The sequence below is a fragment of the Winogradskyella schleiferi genome (assembly GCF_013394655.1).
Classification (GTDB): domain Bacteria; phylum Bacteroidota; class Bacteroidia; order Flavobacteriales; family Flavobacteriaceae; genus Winogradskyella; species Winogradskyella schleiferi.
Map to the genome: position 1 here is coordinate 4,199,999 of NZ_CP053351.1, position 15,038 is coordinate 4,215,036.

Consider the following 15,038-nt stretch of genomic DNA (forward strand, 5'->3'; position numbering starts at 1 on the left):
TGCATAGAATCCATTGATTTAAATTTGCTAAATGAGAAAACTATTAGCATATCCATTAACTGCTCTATATGCGGTTTGCTTTCTTTCGACCTTGGTTATTTTTCATCCTCTACAGTGGTTGGCGAACAATCTCTTTGGTTACAAGGCACTTAAGGTTACCGTAGATTGGCTTCAGTTCTTTATAATGCGCTGTCTTAATGTTTTGGGAACAAGGATTTCTTTTAATAATCCTTACAACTTACCAACTGACAAACCTTTAATTATAGTCTCCAACCATCAAAGTATGTATGACATATCACCAATTATGTGGTACTTGCGCAAACATCATGTCAAATTTGTGTCTAAAAAAGAGTTGGGAAAAGGCATCCCAAGCGTGTCCTATAATTTACGTCATGGTGGATCGGTTCTAATAGATCGGAAGAACCCAAGACAATCAATGGTTGCCATGATGAAGTTTGGCGACTATATTGAAAAAACAAAAAGAGCAGCAGTAATTTTTCCCGAAGGCACACGTAGTAAAGACGGAGCACCAAAACCTTTTAAAACCAAAGGTCTGGAAATGTTAATCAAAAAAGTACCATCAGCTCTCATGGTTCCGATAACAGTCAATAACTCTTGGAAAATGTTGAGGTACGGAAAATTCCCAATGGGAATTGGAAATCATATGAAATTTACTGTACATAAGCCCTTAGAAATTATTAACTTTACAGATAAGTCCGAATTAATTCAGCAAGTAGAACAAACTATTGTTGAAGGCATTGAGAAATAACCCTTAAATAACCATCAAATATGTCGTTGAAAAATGTAAGATTGGAAGTGATGCAGCATCTGGAAAAGGATGTACAATCCCTTATTGAAAAATATTTAATTCCTGTTGAACAAATCTGGCAACCTACTGATTTCTTACCAGATTCCACAAAAGAGTCATTTTATGAAGAAGTCAGAGAAATTAGGGAGTTAAGTAAAGAAATGTCGTATGATTTTTGGGTGGTGTTAGTTGGAGACATGATTACCGAAGAAGCACTACCAAGTTATGAATCATGGCTCATGGACGTAGAAGGTGTAGACCAAGTAGAACGCAATGGTTGGTCCACTTGGCTAAGACATTGGACAGGCGAAGAAAACAGACATGGTGATGTATTGAATAAATACTTATACTTATCTGGCCGTGTAAATATGCGTGAAATTGAAAAAACCACACAATACCTTATTAACGATGGCTTTGATATTGGTACTGGCAGAGATCCTTATAAAAACTTTGTTTACACAAGCTTTCAAGAGCTGGCAACGTATGTGTCGCATAATCGCGTAGCTAAAATCGCCAAAGAAAAAGGCAATAAACGATTGGCTAAAATGTGTAGAATCATTTCTGGAGACGAAATGCGTCATCATCATGCCTATTCCGAGTTTGTTGAGCGTATCTTTGCCGTAGATCCCAACCAAATGATGATGGCTTTTCACGATATGATGAAACGAAAAATTGCCATGCCAGCACATTTCCTAAGAGAATCTGGCGAGAGCATTGGCGCTGCGTTCGAAGAGTTTTCGAATACTGCACAACGGATTGGTGTTTATACCTCAAACGATTATGTAGATATTCTGCAAAAGTTGATTGACCGTTGGGATATAGGCAATATGACGGGTTTAAATGAAGAAGCTGAAAAAGCAAGAGACTATTTAATGACATTACCACCAAGAATGTACCGTTTATCTGAGCGTATGAAAATACCAGAAAATTCCTTCCAATTTAAATGGGTGGATCCTGCCTAACATAGTCTTATGCGTCATAAAAGTAAACTTATCATATCTACAATTACTTTTGTAAAACAAGAATTAATTGATGCAGAAGGTGGACATGATTGGTTTCATACCGAGCGTGTTTATAAAAATGCACTTCTCATTGCGAAAACCGAACCTGTAGATGTATTAGTAGTCTCATTGGCAGCACTTTTACACGATATAGCGGATTCAAAATTTCATGATGGAGATGAAACCATTGGGCCCAAAAAAGCACAAACATTTCTTCTAAATAACGATGTTGACAGTAAAATAATTGAACACGTTACTCAGATTATCGAATATATGTCCTTTAAAAACTCGTTCGATTTAGACACCTCATTTACTTCAAAGGAAATGGAAGTCGTTCAAGATGCAGATCGCTTGGATGCCATTGGAGCCATTGGCATTGCACGTTGTTTTAATTATGGAGGTTTCAAGGATAGACCACTCTATAATCCTGAAATTAAGCCTAACCTCAACATGACAAAGTCTGAATACAAAACATCCAACGCACCAACGATTAATCATTTCTACGAAAAATTATTGCTTCTTAAAGACCAAATGAATACCAAAACAGGGAGGCGAATCGCCTCAGATAGGCATAAATATATGGAAGGTTTTTTAAAACAGTTCTATGCTGAATGGGAAGGGGAAAAATAGTCTAGTTTTCATTGGCCACTTCAAGAGCAGTCAATTTATACTCAATGATCGCCATTTCCTCTCCATAATGAATCAGTTCATCTGCAGTTAGATCATTTCGAGAATTTACGGTGTTCAATATCTCTTGACCTTTTTTAGTGTAATAGGCAATTGTGATTTCTATTTTATCTTCCATCAGTATCAAAATTTAATTATTGAACCATCATTTTCAGCTCTCCTCTATATTTAGAAGCACTTTTGCCTGTAAATTCCTTAAACAATTTATTAAAGTGCGAAAAATTATTAAAGCCACACTCAAAACTTACATCCGCAATGCTCATTTGACTTTCAGAGAGTAATTTAGTAGCATGTACCACACGATATTCGTTAACCAGCTTTGTAAATGTTTTTCCTGTTACTTTTTTGAAATAACGACAAAATGCTGGAACTGTCATACTGACCTTGTCTGCAATTTCATCTAAACTAATATGTTCTTTAAAATTTTGGTTCACATGTTTAAAAACAATATCGATCTTCGCACTATCTTGTGGTTCGGTTTCAAAGGCAAAACCATCAGCATTCAATAAGGTATAGTCTTCAGCTTTTGCCAAACCATGTAACACTTCTAGTAAAATCAATATTTTTTTGAAACCTTCCTTTTCGTTTAACTTTTCGATTTTGGGACCTAATTTTTTCTTTGTTTTTACACCAAAAAGAATCCCCTTTTTAGAACGTTCGAATAATTGGTTGATTTTTCCCATTTCTGGAATATCAAAAAAATGATTTCCTAAAAATTCGGGTTTAAATTGTACTAAGGTCTCGCTTCCATTAATGGTAAGTCGATCTGTAAAGCCATTATGAGGCAGGTTGGGCCCAATAAGCAATAACTGGCTATTATTAAAGTAAGATAAATGATTGCCAATATGACGTTTTCCTTGACCTTTATTAACATATACCAATTCTATTTCTGGGTGGAAATGCCAAAACGGTTTATTCTCGCCAATATAAGCTTCGTGCTTATTAACTTTTATGGAGCTACCAAATTGTGGGCTAATTTTTTCTAAAGTAGGTTTTCTTGCTTTCATTAATAAGTTTAATAAATGCAAAGTTAATTGTATTTAGAATAAAAACCTATGTACAATTATCAATAATATATACCATATTAACCCATTATGATAATTTTAACAGTCATATGGTTAAATATGTATATAAATGCGCCAAAATCGATGTTTTTATAAAGCTAAAGTCACAATACCTTTGAAGTGTTGAATCATTTAAACTGATTATTAAAAATTGAGGTCATTATATTAATTAAACCAAATCAAATTTAAAGACCAATTTTTATTGTCGGTTTAATCTAAAAAATGAAACATTATGAAAAGATTATTTAAAAACATTTTAATATTAGCTGTGATGTTAGGAACATACACAAGCTTCGCAAATGCAAAATTAGAAGTTCTACCGACTTTTAAGAATGTAAAAAAAGGAAACTCAATTTCTGTCACTAATGCTGCTGGAGCAATTATTTTTAGAGGCTCTATAAATTTTGATGGGAACATTAAAAATCTATACGATTTTTCACAATTAAAAGATGGCATATATAGGATTGAAATTGATAAGGATTTTGAAATTGAAGTGAGTACGGTAGAAGTGAAAAATAATAGCGTTAATTTTATAATTCACAAAAGCGAAACGGTTTTTAAGCCTGTATTTAGGGTTGAAGATAGCAGAGTTATCATTTCAAAATTAGCCTTAACTGATCCAGAAATGCAAATTGAGCTCTATTTTGAAAACGAATTGATATACTCAGAAACAGTTAACGGCAGCGAGGTTATAAACCGCGTATTCAGACTGGATGAGGACATTAAAGGAGACTATACTGCCATTGTTAAATCTGACGGTCGCGTATTTATTAAAAACTTTTATCTATAAATGAAAGAGAAATAGATTGTAAATAAAAGTGGGTCGTTGATGGCCCACTTTTTTTGTTTCATTTTAAAATTACTTTTAAAAATCAGTTCCTCCAATTATGATTTGATTGGCCTTCTTTATATTTTCTGCGGTTCGAGTAATCAGTTTAATGTGATTAATATCAGTAGCCTTATCAGACGTTTTTATCTTCTGAACTATAACTTTTAAGATATACTTTTCGTCCACCACATAGTCATTATAATCTTCATTAATAATATTTTCGTCTATTTGAAATATAACAGGATTTGCATCCAAGTTTAAGTGTTTTTCTAAAAACGCTTTCAACGAAATAAATTTAGGATCGTAACCAGATTCTGTTTCAATCAAGACTTTCCCTTGATATTTTTTTCCATTTATTTGAAAAGTCCCTTTTTCAATTTCTACGTTTTTTATGTTATCCTCATTAATTGTTTTTAGGGCAGATTCATTTTTGATAAAATGTTCATTAACAAAAATTGCCGCTTTGTTATTGGCTTGATATGCCCTTACACTTTCTTTATAAATAACTTTCATTTCAGAATTTGCCGAATACTTTGGTTTGTCTATGGTCATTCTTTCTGAAAGTGTTTGACTAAATGACTGCATTGCAAGTAACAATACTATTGGGAGCAAATAATTTTTCTTCATGCGCTTGAGTTGTATGATTAATAATTCAAGTTTAAAAACTTTTATTTATTCCGAAAGCAAACAATGAGCAATAGGATATTCTCACTAAGTTATTGATATTTTACAATTAGTTACTCAATTTCTGATTCATTCAAGAGCTTATATTCATCGTTAAAATTTCGATAGAAATACAAAACCTACAGCAGATTACCACTAATATATTCTATATTAACCCAATGCTGTCTTTCATGTTCACATGTGGTTAATTTTGCATATAAATGTGCCAAAATCCTTGTTTTCTATACTTGTAATGCGCCATATCTTTGTACCAGTAATCACTTAAACAGATTATTATGAAAAATTTATTTAGAAATATTTTAGTATTAGCTGTAATGTTCGGAACATATACAAGCTACGCCAACGAAGTTTTAGAAGATACACCAACTTTTAACTACGTAAAGAAAGGAAGTCAAATTTCGGTAACGGATGCGTCTGGTATAGTTATCTACAGCGGAGAAATTAACTATAACGGAAACCTTACAACGCTTTTTGATTTCACACAATTAAAAAATGGAAAATATACTGTAGAAGTATCAAAAGGTTTTGAAATTGAAATCAATACCATTGAGGTAAAAGATTTTGCTGTTTCTTATATCAATAAGAATAAAAAAACCATCTATAAGCCTGTAGTAAGAAATGAAAAGGGTAAGGTTTTAATATCAAAATTGGCTTTTGATACCGACAAAATGGATGTAGAACTTTATTATGAAGGCGAAATGATCCATACTGAAACCGTAAAAGGAGACAGTACTTTAAGCCGTGTGTACAAACTAGATCAAACACTTAAAGGTAATTACACAACCATTATTAGGTCTAACAACCGCGTGTTTGTTAATGATTTCAGAATATAAATTGTTGTTTATTTATATATTTATTAGTTTATTTATTTAGTAGAAAAGTGGGCAGTAGACAGCCCACTTTTTTTTGTTTAAAACAGTGTCATTTAAAACAATTTCATTTGGCCATTTTTATAGGTTTCATGAAGACTTGTATTTAATTTGGGCATAGCTTTATTTTTAAAATATTTTAACCTAGCTAATTTTACCAAATCATTGATTTGTTGTGCAATTTGCCCTTCGCCTCGCATTCTAACACCATATCTACTTTCATTGAGCGTACCACCATGGCAATTTTCAATTTGGTGCAAAACTTTATCGGCTTTGTCTGGCATTGTTTTTTTAATCCAATCCGTAAAAATTTCTCCAATTGTGCCATTTAATCTTACGATGGTATGCGCAATACTCAATGCTCCAGCTTCAGAAACGGCTTTGGCCATAGGTAAAATCTCATGACTATTAATGGATGGAATTATTGGTGCCATCATTACATTTACAGGAATACCATTAGCACCCAACTCTCTTACTACTTCAAGTCTTCTTTTTATAGTTGCCGTTCTCGGTTCTAAGATTCGCCTCGTGTCTTCCGACAATGAGGTAATGGACACATTAACGGAAATTAAATTATCTTCCGCCAAGGTTTTTAAAAGGTCTAAATCCCTTAATATTAAAGCGTTTTTAGTAATAATGCCAACAGGATGTTTGTACTTTAAAAAGATTTTCAAGCATTGCCTGGTAATCTCAAATTTCTTTTCGGCTGGTTGGTAACAATCCGTGTTTCCAGACATCACTATGGGATGCGCTTTCCAACTTTTCTTTTTAAGGTGTTTTTCTAAGAGTTTTGGTGCCTCTTTTTTTACTAAAATCTTTCGCTCAAAATCCAATCCTGCGCCATAACCCCAAAATTCGTGGCTATTGCGAGCATAGCAATAAATACAACCATGTTCACAACCTTGGTACATATTCATGGAATAGGCCATACCAACATCTGGACTTGTCACTTTATTGACTATAGTTTTAGGAAACACATTAAGATATTGTGTTTTGTTTTTGTCGGCGAGTTCCCCTTTTTTATGGCAGAACTCAAGGAAATCGTCTCGCATTTCGTAAGACAATTCAAAAAAACGATTGTGGATGTTTTTTTGGGCACCACGACCCTTAATTTTCGATTTGGAATCCATGCCATAAAGTTATGATGGAATGGTTTTGGGTGTTGCTATAGGTTGTAGTTTTAACTAATTCAATTGTTCTGTTTTAAACGATAAATTGTTTTGTTTTTTTTTCCAAATTTCTCAAATAGATTTAATTCCACGCCTTTCTTTAAATCCCTACTTGCTGTTGCAGAGGATATATCTTTGAAAATAGCCATATAATCTTTTCTACTGAATTCGGACGTGTTCATAGCAACAAAATAGTCCAATCTATCTTTTTCATTAAGGGTCCTGTTTTTGAAACCTAAAAGTTCATTTAGCGACATATCGATAACATTGAGCATGTATTCTATGAACTTAGTGGATTGTCCGTATTTATCACTTTCGGATAGTGCTTTATAATATTTTTCCTGGTCATTGCTGATTAAAGTTTCAAAAGGCAGAAATTCGAAAACGGGATATTTCTCCATTAAAATTAGGGTTTGCCATAATCTGCCCATTCTACCATTTCCATCTATAAACGGATGAATAAATTCCATTTCGTAATGAAAAACACAACTTTTTATTAGAATAATTTCATCTTCTTTACTTAAATACTCAAACAGGTCTTTCATTAAGTAAGGCACATTATTAAAAGGTGGTGCCATTTGTTCTACTTTTGCACCTTTTACAATTCCAACCCCTTGTTGCCTGTATTCTCCTGCGTTTTCGATTAAGCCATCCATTAATTTTAGATGGGCTTTTAGAAATGACATTTCACTATTTGGGTTGTATTTTTCTAAATTTTCATAAATGGCTATGGCGTTTAAAACTTCAGTAATATCTTTCTTTGGACCGATAATCCTCTTATGTTCTAAAAGTGCCGTGATTTGTTCTTCGGTTAATGTATTTCCTTCAATTTTTAAAGAAGAATGGATGGTTTTAATTCTGTTTTGCTTTCTTAATTGTGGCGAAGGTCTGTTTAAAAAATTAGCATTGACTTCTCCGATTTTTTCGGAAATGGAAGTGATTAATCGTAATATCTTTGGTGTTATTTCGTAAGGTGGTTTCAATATTTATAGTATCATTTGATACTATCAAAGATATAATAAATAATTGCAATTCTTTATTGAAGTAAGCTTTTAAATAAAAAAATGTTTTATATGTGCATTTGATCATTCCTTATCACATCGTATCCAAAAAACACAAAATAAAGTACAAATGCGGTAATGGCGAGATGATTTCTCGTATTTAGAAAAACAATTTACCCTGCATTGGGCATCCATTCCTTAAGTTAGGGTAGAATGGGTTTGGGTGTTGCTATAGGTTGTAGCTTTAATTTGGTTGATTATTCACAAATTTTGTAGGTAGAATATAGCCGATTAATTTATTCAGATTTCAGCATAGTATTATTTTTCAGTAATTTTTCAGTCAACATTTCAAATGTATTATTGTTTTTCTTATTAAAGAAAATAACCTTTTCGAAACGTCCATCATGATCAGAGTCTACAAATTTCAATTCATTTTGACTATCTAAAACCAACGAAAATTCGTCAATCACTCCATCTTCATTAGAGTCGATGTTATTTCCAACCTTTTCACCAGAAGGATCAAAAATTGCAAATTTTTCATAAACACCATTTTCATTAGAATCATAGCCTGTTTGATGAAGGTTTTCAAAAATATCATAGGTGTTAAATAATTCAAAATTGTTGTCAAAATTTCTATCAATATATTGGTCTGATAATTTACTGTTACTCTTCCAAAAAGTAAATAAAATTTCTTGACCTGGACTCCAATCATACTTGAAATTTTTGCTTTCCATTAAGTTCTTGTTGGTTTCATTCAGGTTGTAATATCCAATTGCTAATCCAATAATTACTACGGAAAGAATTATGATAGAAATTTTTTGAAAATTCATTTGTATTCATTGATTGTTATTACTCTTAAATAATTCAATACCTATTTGAAATCACTCCCCAGGAAACTCAGCCTTACGCTTCTCCAAAAAAGCAGTCGTACCCTCAACAAAATCTTCAGTACCAAAGCACTTTCCAAATTGCTTGATTTCTACTTTGTAGCCATCTTTTCCATCTTTATAATTAGCGTTAATCGCTTTTATGGCTTTACCAATAGCAACGGATGAATTTCGCATAATCTTACTAGCGATTTTTTCCGCTAGTGGCAATAATTCACCTTGTTCCACAACATGATTAACCAAACCGTAATTTAAGGCTTGCTCGGCATCAATCATTCCCGCAGTCATAACCATTTCCATGGCTCTACCTTTACCGACTAATTGTGGTAAACGTTGTGTGCCACCATAACCAGGAATTACGCCAAGTGACGTTTCTGGCAAGCCCATTTTGGCGTTGCTACTCGCGACTCTAAAATGACAGGCCATAGCTAATTCCAGTCCACCACCAAGAGCAAAACCGTTAACGGCCGCAATAACTGGTGTGTTTAGGTTTTCTACAAAATTAAATAACAAGTCTTGTCCTTGGGCCGACAATTTTGCGCCTTCCTTAACATCAAAGTCGGCAAATTCGCTAATATCAGCTCCTGCAACAAAGGCTTTTTCGCCACTTCCGGTGATGATGATGACTTTAGTCGCCTTGTCTTTATTCGCCTCATCAAAAGCATCGTGTAATTCTTGAATAGTACCTTTATTTAGGGCATTTAACTTTTTTGGTCTGTTAATAGTAATGGTTGTAATACCGTTTGAATGTGCTGATTGTATGTTTTCGTAGTTCATAAAAAAACGTTGTTTTTTATTCCCTTGAAAAAGGGAATCTTATTTTTAATTTATTCCACTATTGTGGAAATTTCTCGGTTATGTTCTGTAAACCTTCTTTGCAAAATCTTTGGCAATAACTATAATTGTTGCATGCTTGCTATAAGATTCCTGCGTTCGCAGGAATTTGGTGCGCAGGAAAAGTTACTTTGAAAACAGTCCCTTTTCCTAGTTGTGATGTAAAGGTAATACTTCCATTGTAAGTTTCCACAATGTTTTTGACCATTGCTAAACCTAATCCCATTCCGCTAGATTTGGTTGTGAATTTAGGTTCAAATATTTTTGCTTTCGTGTCTTCTTCAATTCCAGAGCCATTATCTTCAATCGTGATATTGACCATATCAGCTTCACTAAACACACGAACATCGATTTTGGGGTTTTCGGAATCGTTAGGAATCGCTTGAATGCCATTTTTAACCAAATTGGTAACCACTCTAATTAATTGTGTTCTATCGAATTTGGCGATGATTTCTTCAGCTTCTGAATGAAATTCAATATAACCTTCATTAAAAATATCGAGCGCTAGTTTTACAATGTGCACAACATTCAGGTTCTCGCTTTTTTGAGCTGGCATTTTAGCAAAGTTTGAAAATGCCGACGCAATAGAACTCATGGTATCAATCTGTTGAATCAAAGTATTGCTATATTCATTTACCTTTTGATTGATATTCTCGTCGTCAGGGTCAAACTTACGTTGAAAACTCTGTACGGTCAATCGCATTGGTGTCAAAGGATTTTTTATTTCATGCGCCACTTGCTTTGCCATTTCGCGCCATGCTTGCTCGCGTTCATTGGTTGCCAACACCACAGCACTTGCTTCAAGCTCATCAATCATGCTGTTGTAAGAATTGACCAAAGTTTCTATTTCTTCGCTAGACGATTCAATCTGAATTTTTTTATTTCGCTTTTCCAAACGTGTTTCATTCATTTTATCACTAATGGTTCGCAATGATTTTGTGATGAAATTAGATATGAAATAAGCAAAAATAATCGCCACCAAAATCAACACTAAATAGGCATAAGCCAATCGTGTTAAAAACTCTTTTAACTCTTTGTTTAAAAAATCATCGTTCTCCAAATAGGGTAAATTTAAAATCGCTAAGTTTTTAAATTTATCATCAGTTATATAAGAGTAAGACGATTGAAACGTTTCGCCAGCCTCCTTATTTTTAACGACATAACGATGTTCTAAAGTATTGGAAAGTGTATTCAAAATTTCGGCATCTAAACAACTATCTAAAGTGTCTCGTTGTATAATGCGCTTTGAGCTTTTTAGTAATTGCCCATCTAAATCATAAAGGTTAATTTGTAGTTTATGTATGGCATCAATTTCAAATATTTTATCCTTAAAAATTAAAGGGATGTTTTCTGTCGTTACCTCATAAGTATTTTCTCTTCCATTTAGAATGAAATCGATATGTTCTTTAATAGCGGCTTCTTTACGCTCTAAACGTTCCTTGTGGTAATCCTTAGCCTCTTCACGATATTGGTAAATCGTTACTGCAGCGATTAAAACTGAAGCCACCAAGACCAAAAGTATCATGTTGATAATGATTCGAGTTCGTAAGGATAAACGTTTTCTATTCATAGAAATGCCCATGAAAATGGGAAGCTTTTAATTCGGAATTCTAAGTTTTAAATATAGCAATAATCAATCCAAACCTGCGAAACACAAATTTCAAATTAAAAAAGCAAAATTCCTATCGTGAATATTTAGAGCTTGTAATTTTAAATTTATTATTTAAGCATCCGGATTTTTAGAGCGAATATTTTTATACAATTTGAAACCCAACATGATTAGAATTCCCAGAACCACAATGCCGAGAACGCCAAATATCCAATTGATAGAATTTTTAAGGATGACCAGAAAAACTACCGCAAACAGAATAAAAGTAGCCCCTTCGTTCCAGATGCGCATATAGTTTGATGTGACCTTTACCTCATCCTTTTGAAGTTGTTTATAATAGATATGTGTTTTATAGTGGTAAATAAACAATAGAAGTACAAACAATAATTTCACATGCATCCAACCTTGGTGTAACCAACTTGGCATTAAGATGATCAACCAAATCGCAAATAATGTTGCTAAAATTGCTGATGGCCAAGTGATAATAAACCATAAGCGCTTTGCCATCAATTTTAATTGCTTACCTAATATTTCCTTTTCTGGCGATGGTTTATGAAACGCTTCAATTTGATATACAAATAACCTAGGAATATAAAATAACCCAGCAAACCACGTGATGACGAAGATAAGATGAAGTGATTTTATATAGTTATAATATTCCATAATGCAAAGATGATAATTTTATATGGTTATGAAATAGGCTCTGTTCTACAAATATGTTCTTCTAAATCGTCCCGTTAAGGACTTTATGTAGTTAAAAAACACCATAACTTTTGAGCAAGTGTGCCTTTAGGTACACCATATATTGTACCTAAAGGCACAATTTTAAAAACTATTCTATCCCTTTACCCATATTTTGTGCCTATCGGGACATTGTAATCCTTAGACTTAATTACTAATAAATGAAAATAATTCTATTCCCTAAATTTAAAATTACGGATTAATACTTATTTAACCGCTTCCGTTTTTAAATTCAACTTCATTTCACGATGTAAAAAATAGGCCGTTACAATGGTTGATAACACATCAGAAACCGGAAACGCTATCCAAACGCCCAACGCTCCGTAAAATTTAGGCAAAATAAAAATTAATGGAATAAAGAAAAATCCTTGACGCGTTAAGGTTAACAGCAACGCAGGAATCGCTTTTCCCACCGCTTGAAAATAGGCAGCACCAATTAACTGAACGGCAATAATTGGTGTGGCTGCAAAAACCCAACGCATGGCAGGTGGTGTTTCTATGAGTACCTCAGCATCTTGCGTAAATAATCGTGTAATGGATTCTGGGAATATCATTAAAAACACAAAAACGATAGCTGCTAGTAAAGCGGCATATTTTATAGCTGTAATTATAACTTCTCGTACCCGTTCATATTTTTCTGCACCATAATTAAAACCTGCAATGGGTAAAAATCCTTGGGTGATACCATAAACCGGAAACAAAGCAAACATTAGCATTCTACCAACAATGGCATAAGCCGTAACAGACGTTTCACCTCCTAAATCGAATAAAATATTATTCATCAATAGATAAGTGACACTAACAATAGCTTGTCTCGTTAACGTTACAAATCCAAGTGCACCAATTTCCTTGACAATAGGAAGGTCTAATCCGAAATGATTAAAATCGATTTTTAATTCTGAATTTTTAGATAGGAAAAACCAAAGTATAAACACAAAACATAAGATATAAGAGCCTGTGGTTGCCCATGCCGCTCCTGCCATTCCCCAATCAAATACATTGATAAACAATACGTCCAAAATCAAATTGCCTACGGACGGAAACATCATGGCATACATGGCAAATTTTGGTTTGCCTTCTGCTCTAATGACAGTATTTCCCATCATACAAAGTGCCAAAACCGGAACGCCATACAATACAATTCTGTAATAGGTTTTTGCAGGTTGAAAAATAGCTCCTTTTCCACCAAATGCAGGTACGATATCGTTGATATATAGTAAACCAAAGACTACAAAAACAACCGTTACTAACGTAGTCAATGTAATTTGATTTCCGAATGTTTTTAAAGCTTTTACGGTATTATCTGCACCCAAAGCTCTAGATATTATTGAAGAACCGCCAATACCAATCGACATCCCAAGCGCTGCAATAAAAAAGGATACGGGAAGCACCACGTTTATGGCTGCTATGGCAGTTGGCCCAATCCAATTACCAACAAAAATGGTATCGACCAAGATATTAAGCGACATGACCAAAATTCCAATAGATGCAGGTACGGCTTGCTTAATCAGTAATTTACCAATGGACTGATTCCCTAATTCTTGTGACGATACTTTTGCCATTAAACGGCTTCTGTTTTAGTTTTTGCCCATTCCTCTACGATATTGGTAAGCACTTGAGCAAAATCTTCACGTTCATTTAAACAAGGTATTACGGTAAATTCCTTTCCTCCCATTTCATGAAAAATTTCTTCACCTTCCATGGCAATTTCTTCAAGAGTTTCTAAACAATCACTTACAAAAGCAGGTGTTACTATGGCCATTTTTTTGATGCCTTCCTTGCCCATTCGCTCAATTGTTCGGTCTGTATAAGGTTTTAACCAAGGGTCAAATCCAAGTCTGGATTGAAACGTGGTTGAGTAAGTCCCATTTTTTAACCCGAGTTTTTTGGCGACGTTCACGGTTGTAATTTCGCATTGGTGTCGGTAACAAAATTCATGTTGTTTACTGCCCATTTTAAAACAACATTTACCGTTCATCTTGCAATTTCCGTTCGTAATATCACTCTTACGAATATGTCGTTCAGGAACGCCATGATAACTAAAAAGAATATGTTCGTAATCCAAGCCATCCAAAGTTTCAGCAATACTTTTAGACAATACATTGATATAATCTTCACGATGGTAAAACGCTGGTGTTCGTGTGATTTTCACATTTGGAAAATATTTGGCAACCAACTCATCTACCTTAACGTCAATGGTTTCTGTAGTTGCCATGGCAAACTGTGGATATAGCGGAATTGTTTTTATTTCAGTACATCCTTTATCTACTAATTCCTGAAGTCCGTTTTTTAAAGTCATGCTTCCATAACGCATGGCCAAAGCCACAGGATAATCAACTTTGTCCTGAACTTTTTGTTGTAGCCTTTCTGACAGCACAATTAGTGGAGAACCCTCTTCCCACCATATTTGTTGATACGCTGCAGCCGACGCTTTTGGTCGTGTATTTAAAATAATACCCTTAACCAATAGTGTTCGCGCCCAAAGAGGAACGTCTATAACGCGTTCGTCCATTAAAAATTCACCAAGATATTTCTTTACATCTTTTGGATTTGGACTGTCTGGAGAGCCTAAATTGACTAATAATATGCCTTTCATGTGTTTGTGTTTATTTTTTATTTAGGACACATGCTGTTCGCAATTAAACATTGCGTTGCGTGATAAATTTTTGAACATGCTGGTTTCATGCTGAATTTATTTCAGTATCCCTTAAAGGAGCCAAGTGATTTTCTTTTTCAATTGCAAAAGTACAACACTTAATGTAATACTTAATAGTGCTTTCCATTCGTTTTATTTATAGTTATATCATCAAATATTTTGTGAATTTAAAAGTTAATTAATTTGAAAAAGACATCTA

16 protein-coding genes are annotated in these 15,038 nt (G+C 33.8%); 5 read left to right on the forward strand and 11 right to left on the reverse strand.

Features of this window, described 5'->3' with window-relative positions:
* Positions 1-31 precede the first annotated feature (31 nt).
* From HM990_RS18180 to HM990_RS18190, 3 genes are read left to right on the forward strand one after another with little or no spacing between them, the layout of a single operon-like run.
* On the forward strand, positions 32-769 hold the full coding sequence (locus HM990_RS18180) for a lysophospholipid acyltransferase family protein (protein ID WP_178991139.1): 738 nt from the start codon (positions 32-34) through the stop codon (positions 767-769).
* Positions 770-789: 20 nt separating this feature from the next.
* On the forward strand, positions 790-1,770 hold the full coding sequence (locus tag HM990_RS18185) for an acyl-ACP desaturase (protein ID WP_178991141.1): 981 nt from the start codon (positions 790-792) through the stop codon (positions 1,768-1,770).
* A gap of 9 nt (positions 1,771-1,779) precedes the next feature.
* On the forward strand, positions 1,780-2,439 hold the full coding sequence (locus tag HM990_RS18190) for an HD domain-containing protein (protein WP_178991143.1): 660 nt from the start codon (positions 1,780-1,782) through the stop codon (positions 2,437-2,439).
* 1 nt (position 2,440) lies between these two features.
* Here HM990_RS18190 and HM990_RS18195 read toward each other — a convergent pair whose 3' ends face one another.
* Together HM990_RS18195 and HM990_RS18200 are read right to left on the reverse strand one after the other, a co-directional pair.
* Positions 2,441-2,614 (reverse strand): hypothetical protein, encoded by a 174-nt coding sequence (locus HM990_RS18195; RefSeq protein WP_178991145.1) that lies wholly within the window; start codon positions 2,612-2,614, stop codon positions 2,441-2,443.
* A 16-nt stretch (positions 2,615-2,630) separates the two neighbouring features.
* Positions 2,631-3,503, reverse strand: coding sequence for an AraC family transcriptional regulator (locus HM990_RS18200; protein ID WP_178991147.1), 873 nt, complete (start codon positions 3,501-3,503; stop codon positions 2,631-2,633).
* Between the two features lie 289 nt (positions 3,504-3,792).
* Here HM990_RS18200 and HM990_RS18205 point away from each other — a divergent pair, with 289 nt between their 5' ends.
* On the forward strand, positions 3,793-4,350 hold the full coding sequence (locus HM990_RS18205; RefSeq protein ID WP_178991149.1) for a hypothetical protein: 558 nt from the start codon (positions 3,793-3,795) through the stop codon (positions 4,348-4,350).
* A gap of 75 nt (positions 4,351-4,425) precedes the next feature.
* Here HM990_RS18205 and HM990_RS18210 read toward each other — a convergent pair whose 3' ends face one another.
* Positions 4,426-5,016, reverse strand: a complete 591-nt coding sequence (locus HM990_RS18210) for a hypothetical protein (RefSeq protein ID WP_178991151.1) — start codon at positions 5,014-5,016, stop codon at positions 4,426-4,428.
* Positions 5,017-5,348: 332 nt separating this feature from the next.
* Between HM990_RS18210 and HM990_RS18215 the strand changes: the two genes are divergently transcribed.
* The gene (locus HM990_RS18215) at positions 5,349-5,906 is read left to right on the forward strand and encodes a hypothetical protein (RefSeq protein ID WP_178991153.1); all 558 of its coding nucleotides are present in this window, start codon (positions 5,349-5,351) and stop codon (positions 5,904-5,906) included.
* Positions 5,907-5,998: 92 nt separating this feature from the next.
* Here the strand turns inward: HM990_RS18215 and HM990_RS18220 are convergent, their stop codons facing one another.
* From HM990_RS18220 to hemH, 8 genes are all read right to left on the reverse strand, one after another.
* Complete coding sequence (locus HM990_RS18220; RefSeq protein ID WP_178991155.1) at positions 5,999-7,072, reverse strand: PA0069 family radical SAM protein; 1,074 nt, start codon at positions 7,070-7,072, stop codon at positions 5,999-6,001.
* 59 nt (positions 7,073-7,131) lie between these two features.
* Positions 7,132-8,094 carry a Fic family protein gene (locus tag HM990_RS18225; RefSeq protein ID WP_178991156.1) on the reverse strand — a complete coding sequence of 321 codons (963 nt, stop codon included), beginning with the start codon at positions 8,092-8,094 and terminating at the stop codon, positions 7,132-7,134.
* 314 nt (positions 8,095-8,408) lie between these two features.
* Complete coding sequence (locus HM990_RS18230; RefSeq protein ID WP_178991158.1) at positions 8,409-8,942, reverse strand: hypothetical protein; 534 nt, start codon at positions 8,940-8,942, stop codon at positions 8,409-8,411.
* A 51-nt stretch (positions 8,943-8,993) separates the two neighbouring features.
* The gene (locus HM990_RS18235) at positions 8,994-9,776 is read right to left on the reverse strand and encodes an enoyl-CoA hydratase/isomerase family protein (RefSeq protein WP_178991160.1); all 783 of its coding nucleotides are present in this window, start codon (positions 9,774-9,776) and stop codon (positions 8,994-8,996) included.
* Between the two features lie 139 nt (positions 9,777-9,915).
* Positions 9,916-11,358 carry a sensor histidine kinase gene (locus HM990_RS18240; RefSeq protein ID WP_394351758.1) on the reverse strand — a complete coding sequence of 481 codons (1,443 nt, stop codon included), beginning with the start codon at positions 11,356-11,358 and terminating at the stop codon, positions 9,916-9,918.
* Positions 11,359-11,556: 198 nt separating this feature from the next.
* Positions 11,557-12,105: a CopD family protein gene (locus HM990_RS18245; protein ID WP_178991162.1), complete on the reverse strand. Its 549-nt coding sequence runs from the start codon at positions 12,103-12,105 to the stop codon at positions 11,557-11,559.
* 284 nt (positions 12,106-12,389) lie between these two features.
* Complete coding sequence (locus tag HM990_RS18250) at positions 12,390-13,745, reverse strand: MATE family efflux transporter (RefSeq protein ID WP_178991164.1); 1,356 nt, start codon at positions 13,743-13,745, stop codon at positions 12,390-12,392.
* Positions 13,745-14,779, reverse strand: coding sequence for a ferrochelatase (hemH, locus tag HM990_RS18255; protein ID WP_178991166.1), 1,035 nt, complete (start codon positions 14,777-14,779; stop codon positions 13,745-13,747). Before hemH ends, HM990_RS18250 begins: the two co-directional genes overlap by 1 nt.
* Between the last annotated feature and the right edge of the window lie 259 nt (positions 14,780-15,038).

Bases quoted from the DNA above. Each gene is read 5' to 3' on its own strand.
- HM990_RS18210 (WP_178991151.1), bottom strand. From the start codon at position 5,016: ATGAAGAAAAATTATTTGCTCCCAATAGTATTGTTACTTGCAATGCAG.
- HM990_RS18205 (WP_178991149.1), top strand. From the start codon at position 3,793: ATGAAAAGATTATTTAAAAACATTTTAATATTAGCTGTGATGTTAGGA.
- HM990_RS18195 (WP_178991145.1), bottom strand. From the start codon at position 2,614: ATGGAAGATAAAATAGAAATCACAATTGCCTATTACACTAAAAAAGGT.
- HM990_RS18240 (WP_394351758.1), bottom strand. From the start codon at position 11,358: ATGATACTTTTGGTCTTGGTGGCTTCAGTTTTAATCGCTGCAGTAACG.
- HM990_RS18245 (WP_178991162.1), bottom strand. From the start codon at position 12,105: ATGGAATATTATAACTATATAAAATCACTTCATCTTATCTTCGTCATC.
- HM990_RS18215 (WP_178991153.1), top strand. From the start codon at position 5,349: ATGAAAAATTTATTTAGAAATATTTTAGTATTAGCTGTAATGTTCGGA.
- HM990_RS18200 (WP_178991147.1), bottom strand. From the start codon at position 3,503: ATGAAAGCAAGAAAACCTACTTTAGAAAAAATTAGCCCACAATTTGGT.
- HM990_RS18190 (WP_178991143.1), top strand. From the start codon at position 1,780: ATGCGTCATAAAAGTAAACTTATCATATCTACAATTACTTTTGTAAAA.
- HM990_RS18250 (WP_178991164.1), bottom strand. From the start codon at position 13,745: ATGGCAAAAGTATCGTCACAAGAATTAGGGAATCAGTCCATTGGTAAA.
- HM990_RS18230 (WP_178991158.1), bottom strand. From the start codon at position 8,942: ATGAATTTTCAAAAAATTTCTATCATAATTCTTTCCGTAGTAATTATT.
- HM990_RS18180 (WP_178991139.1), top strand. From the start codon at position 32: ATGAGAAAACTATTAGCATATCCATTAACTGCTCTATATGCGGTTTGC.
- hemH (WP_178991166.1), bottom strand. From the start codon at position 14,779: ATGAAAGGCATATTATTAGTCAATTTAGGCTCTCCAGACAGTCCAAAT.
- HM990_RS18220 (WP_178991155.1), bottom strand. From the start codon at position 7,072: ATGGATTCCAAATCGAAAATTAAGGGTCGTGGTGCCCAAAAAAACATC.
- HM990_RS18235 (WP_178991160.1), bottom strand. From the start codon at position 9,776: ATGAACTACGAAAACATACAATCAGCACATTCAAACGGTATTACAACC.
- HM990_RS18185 (WP_178991141.1), top strand. From the start codon at position 790: ATGTCGTTGAAAAATGTAAGATTGGAAGTGATGCAGCATCTGGAAAAG.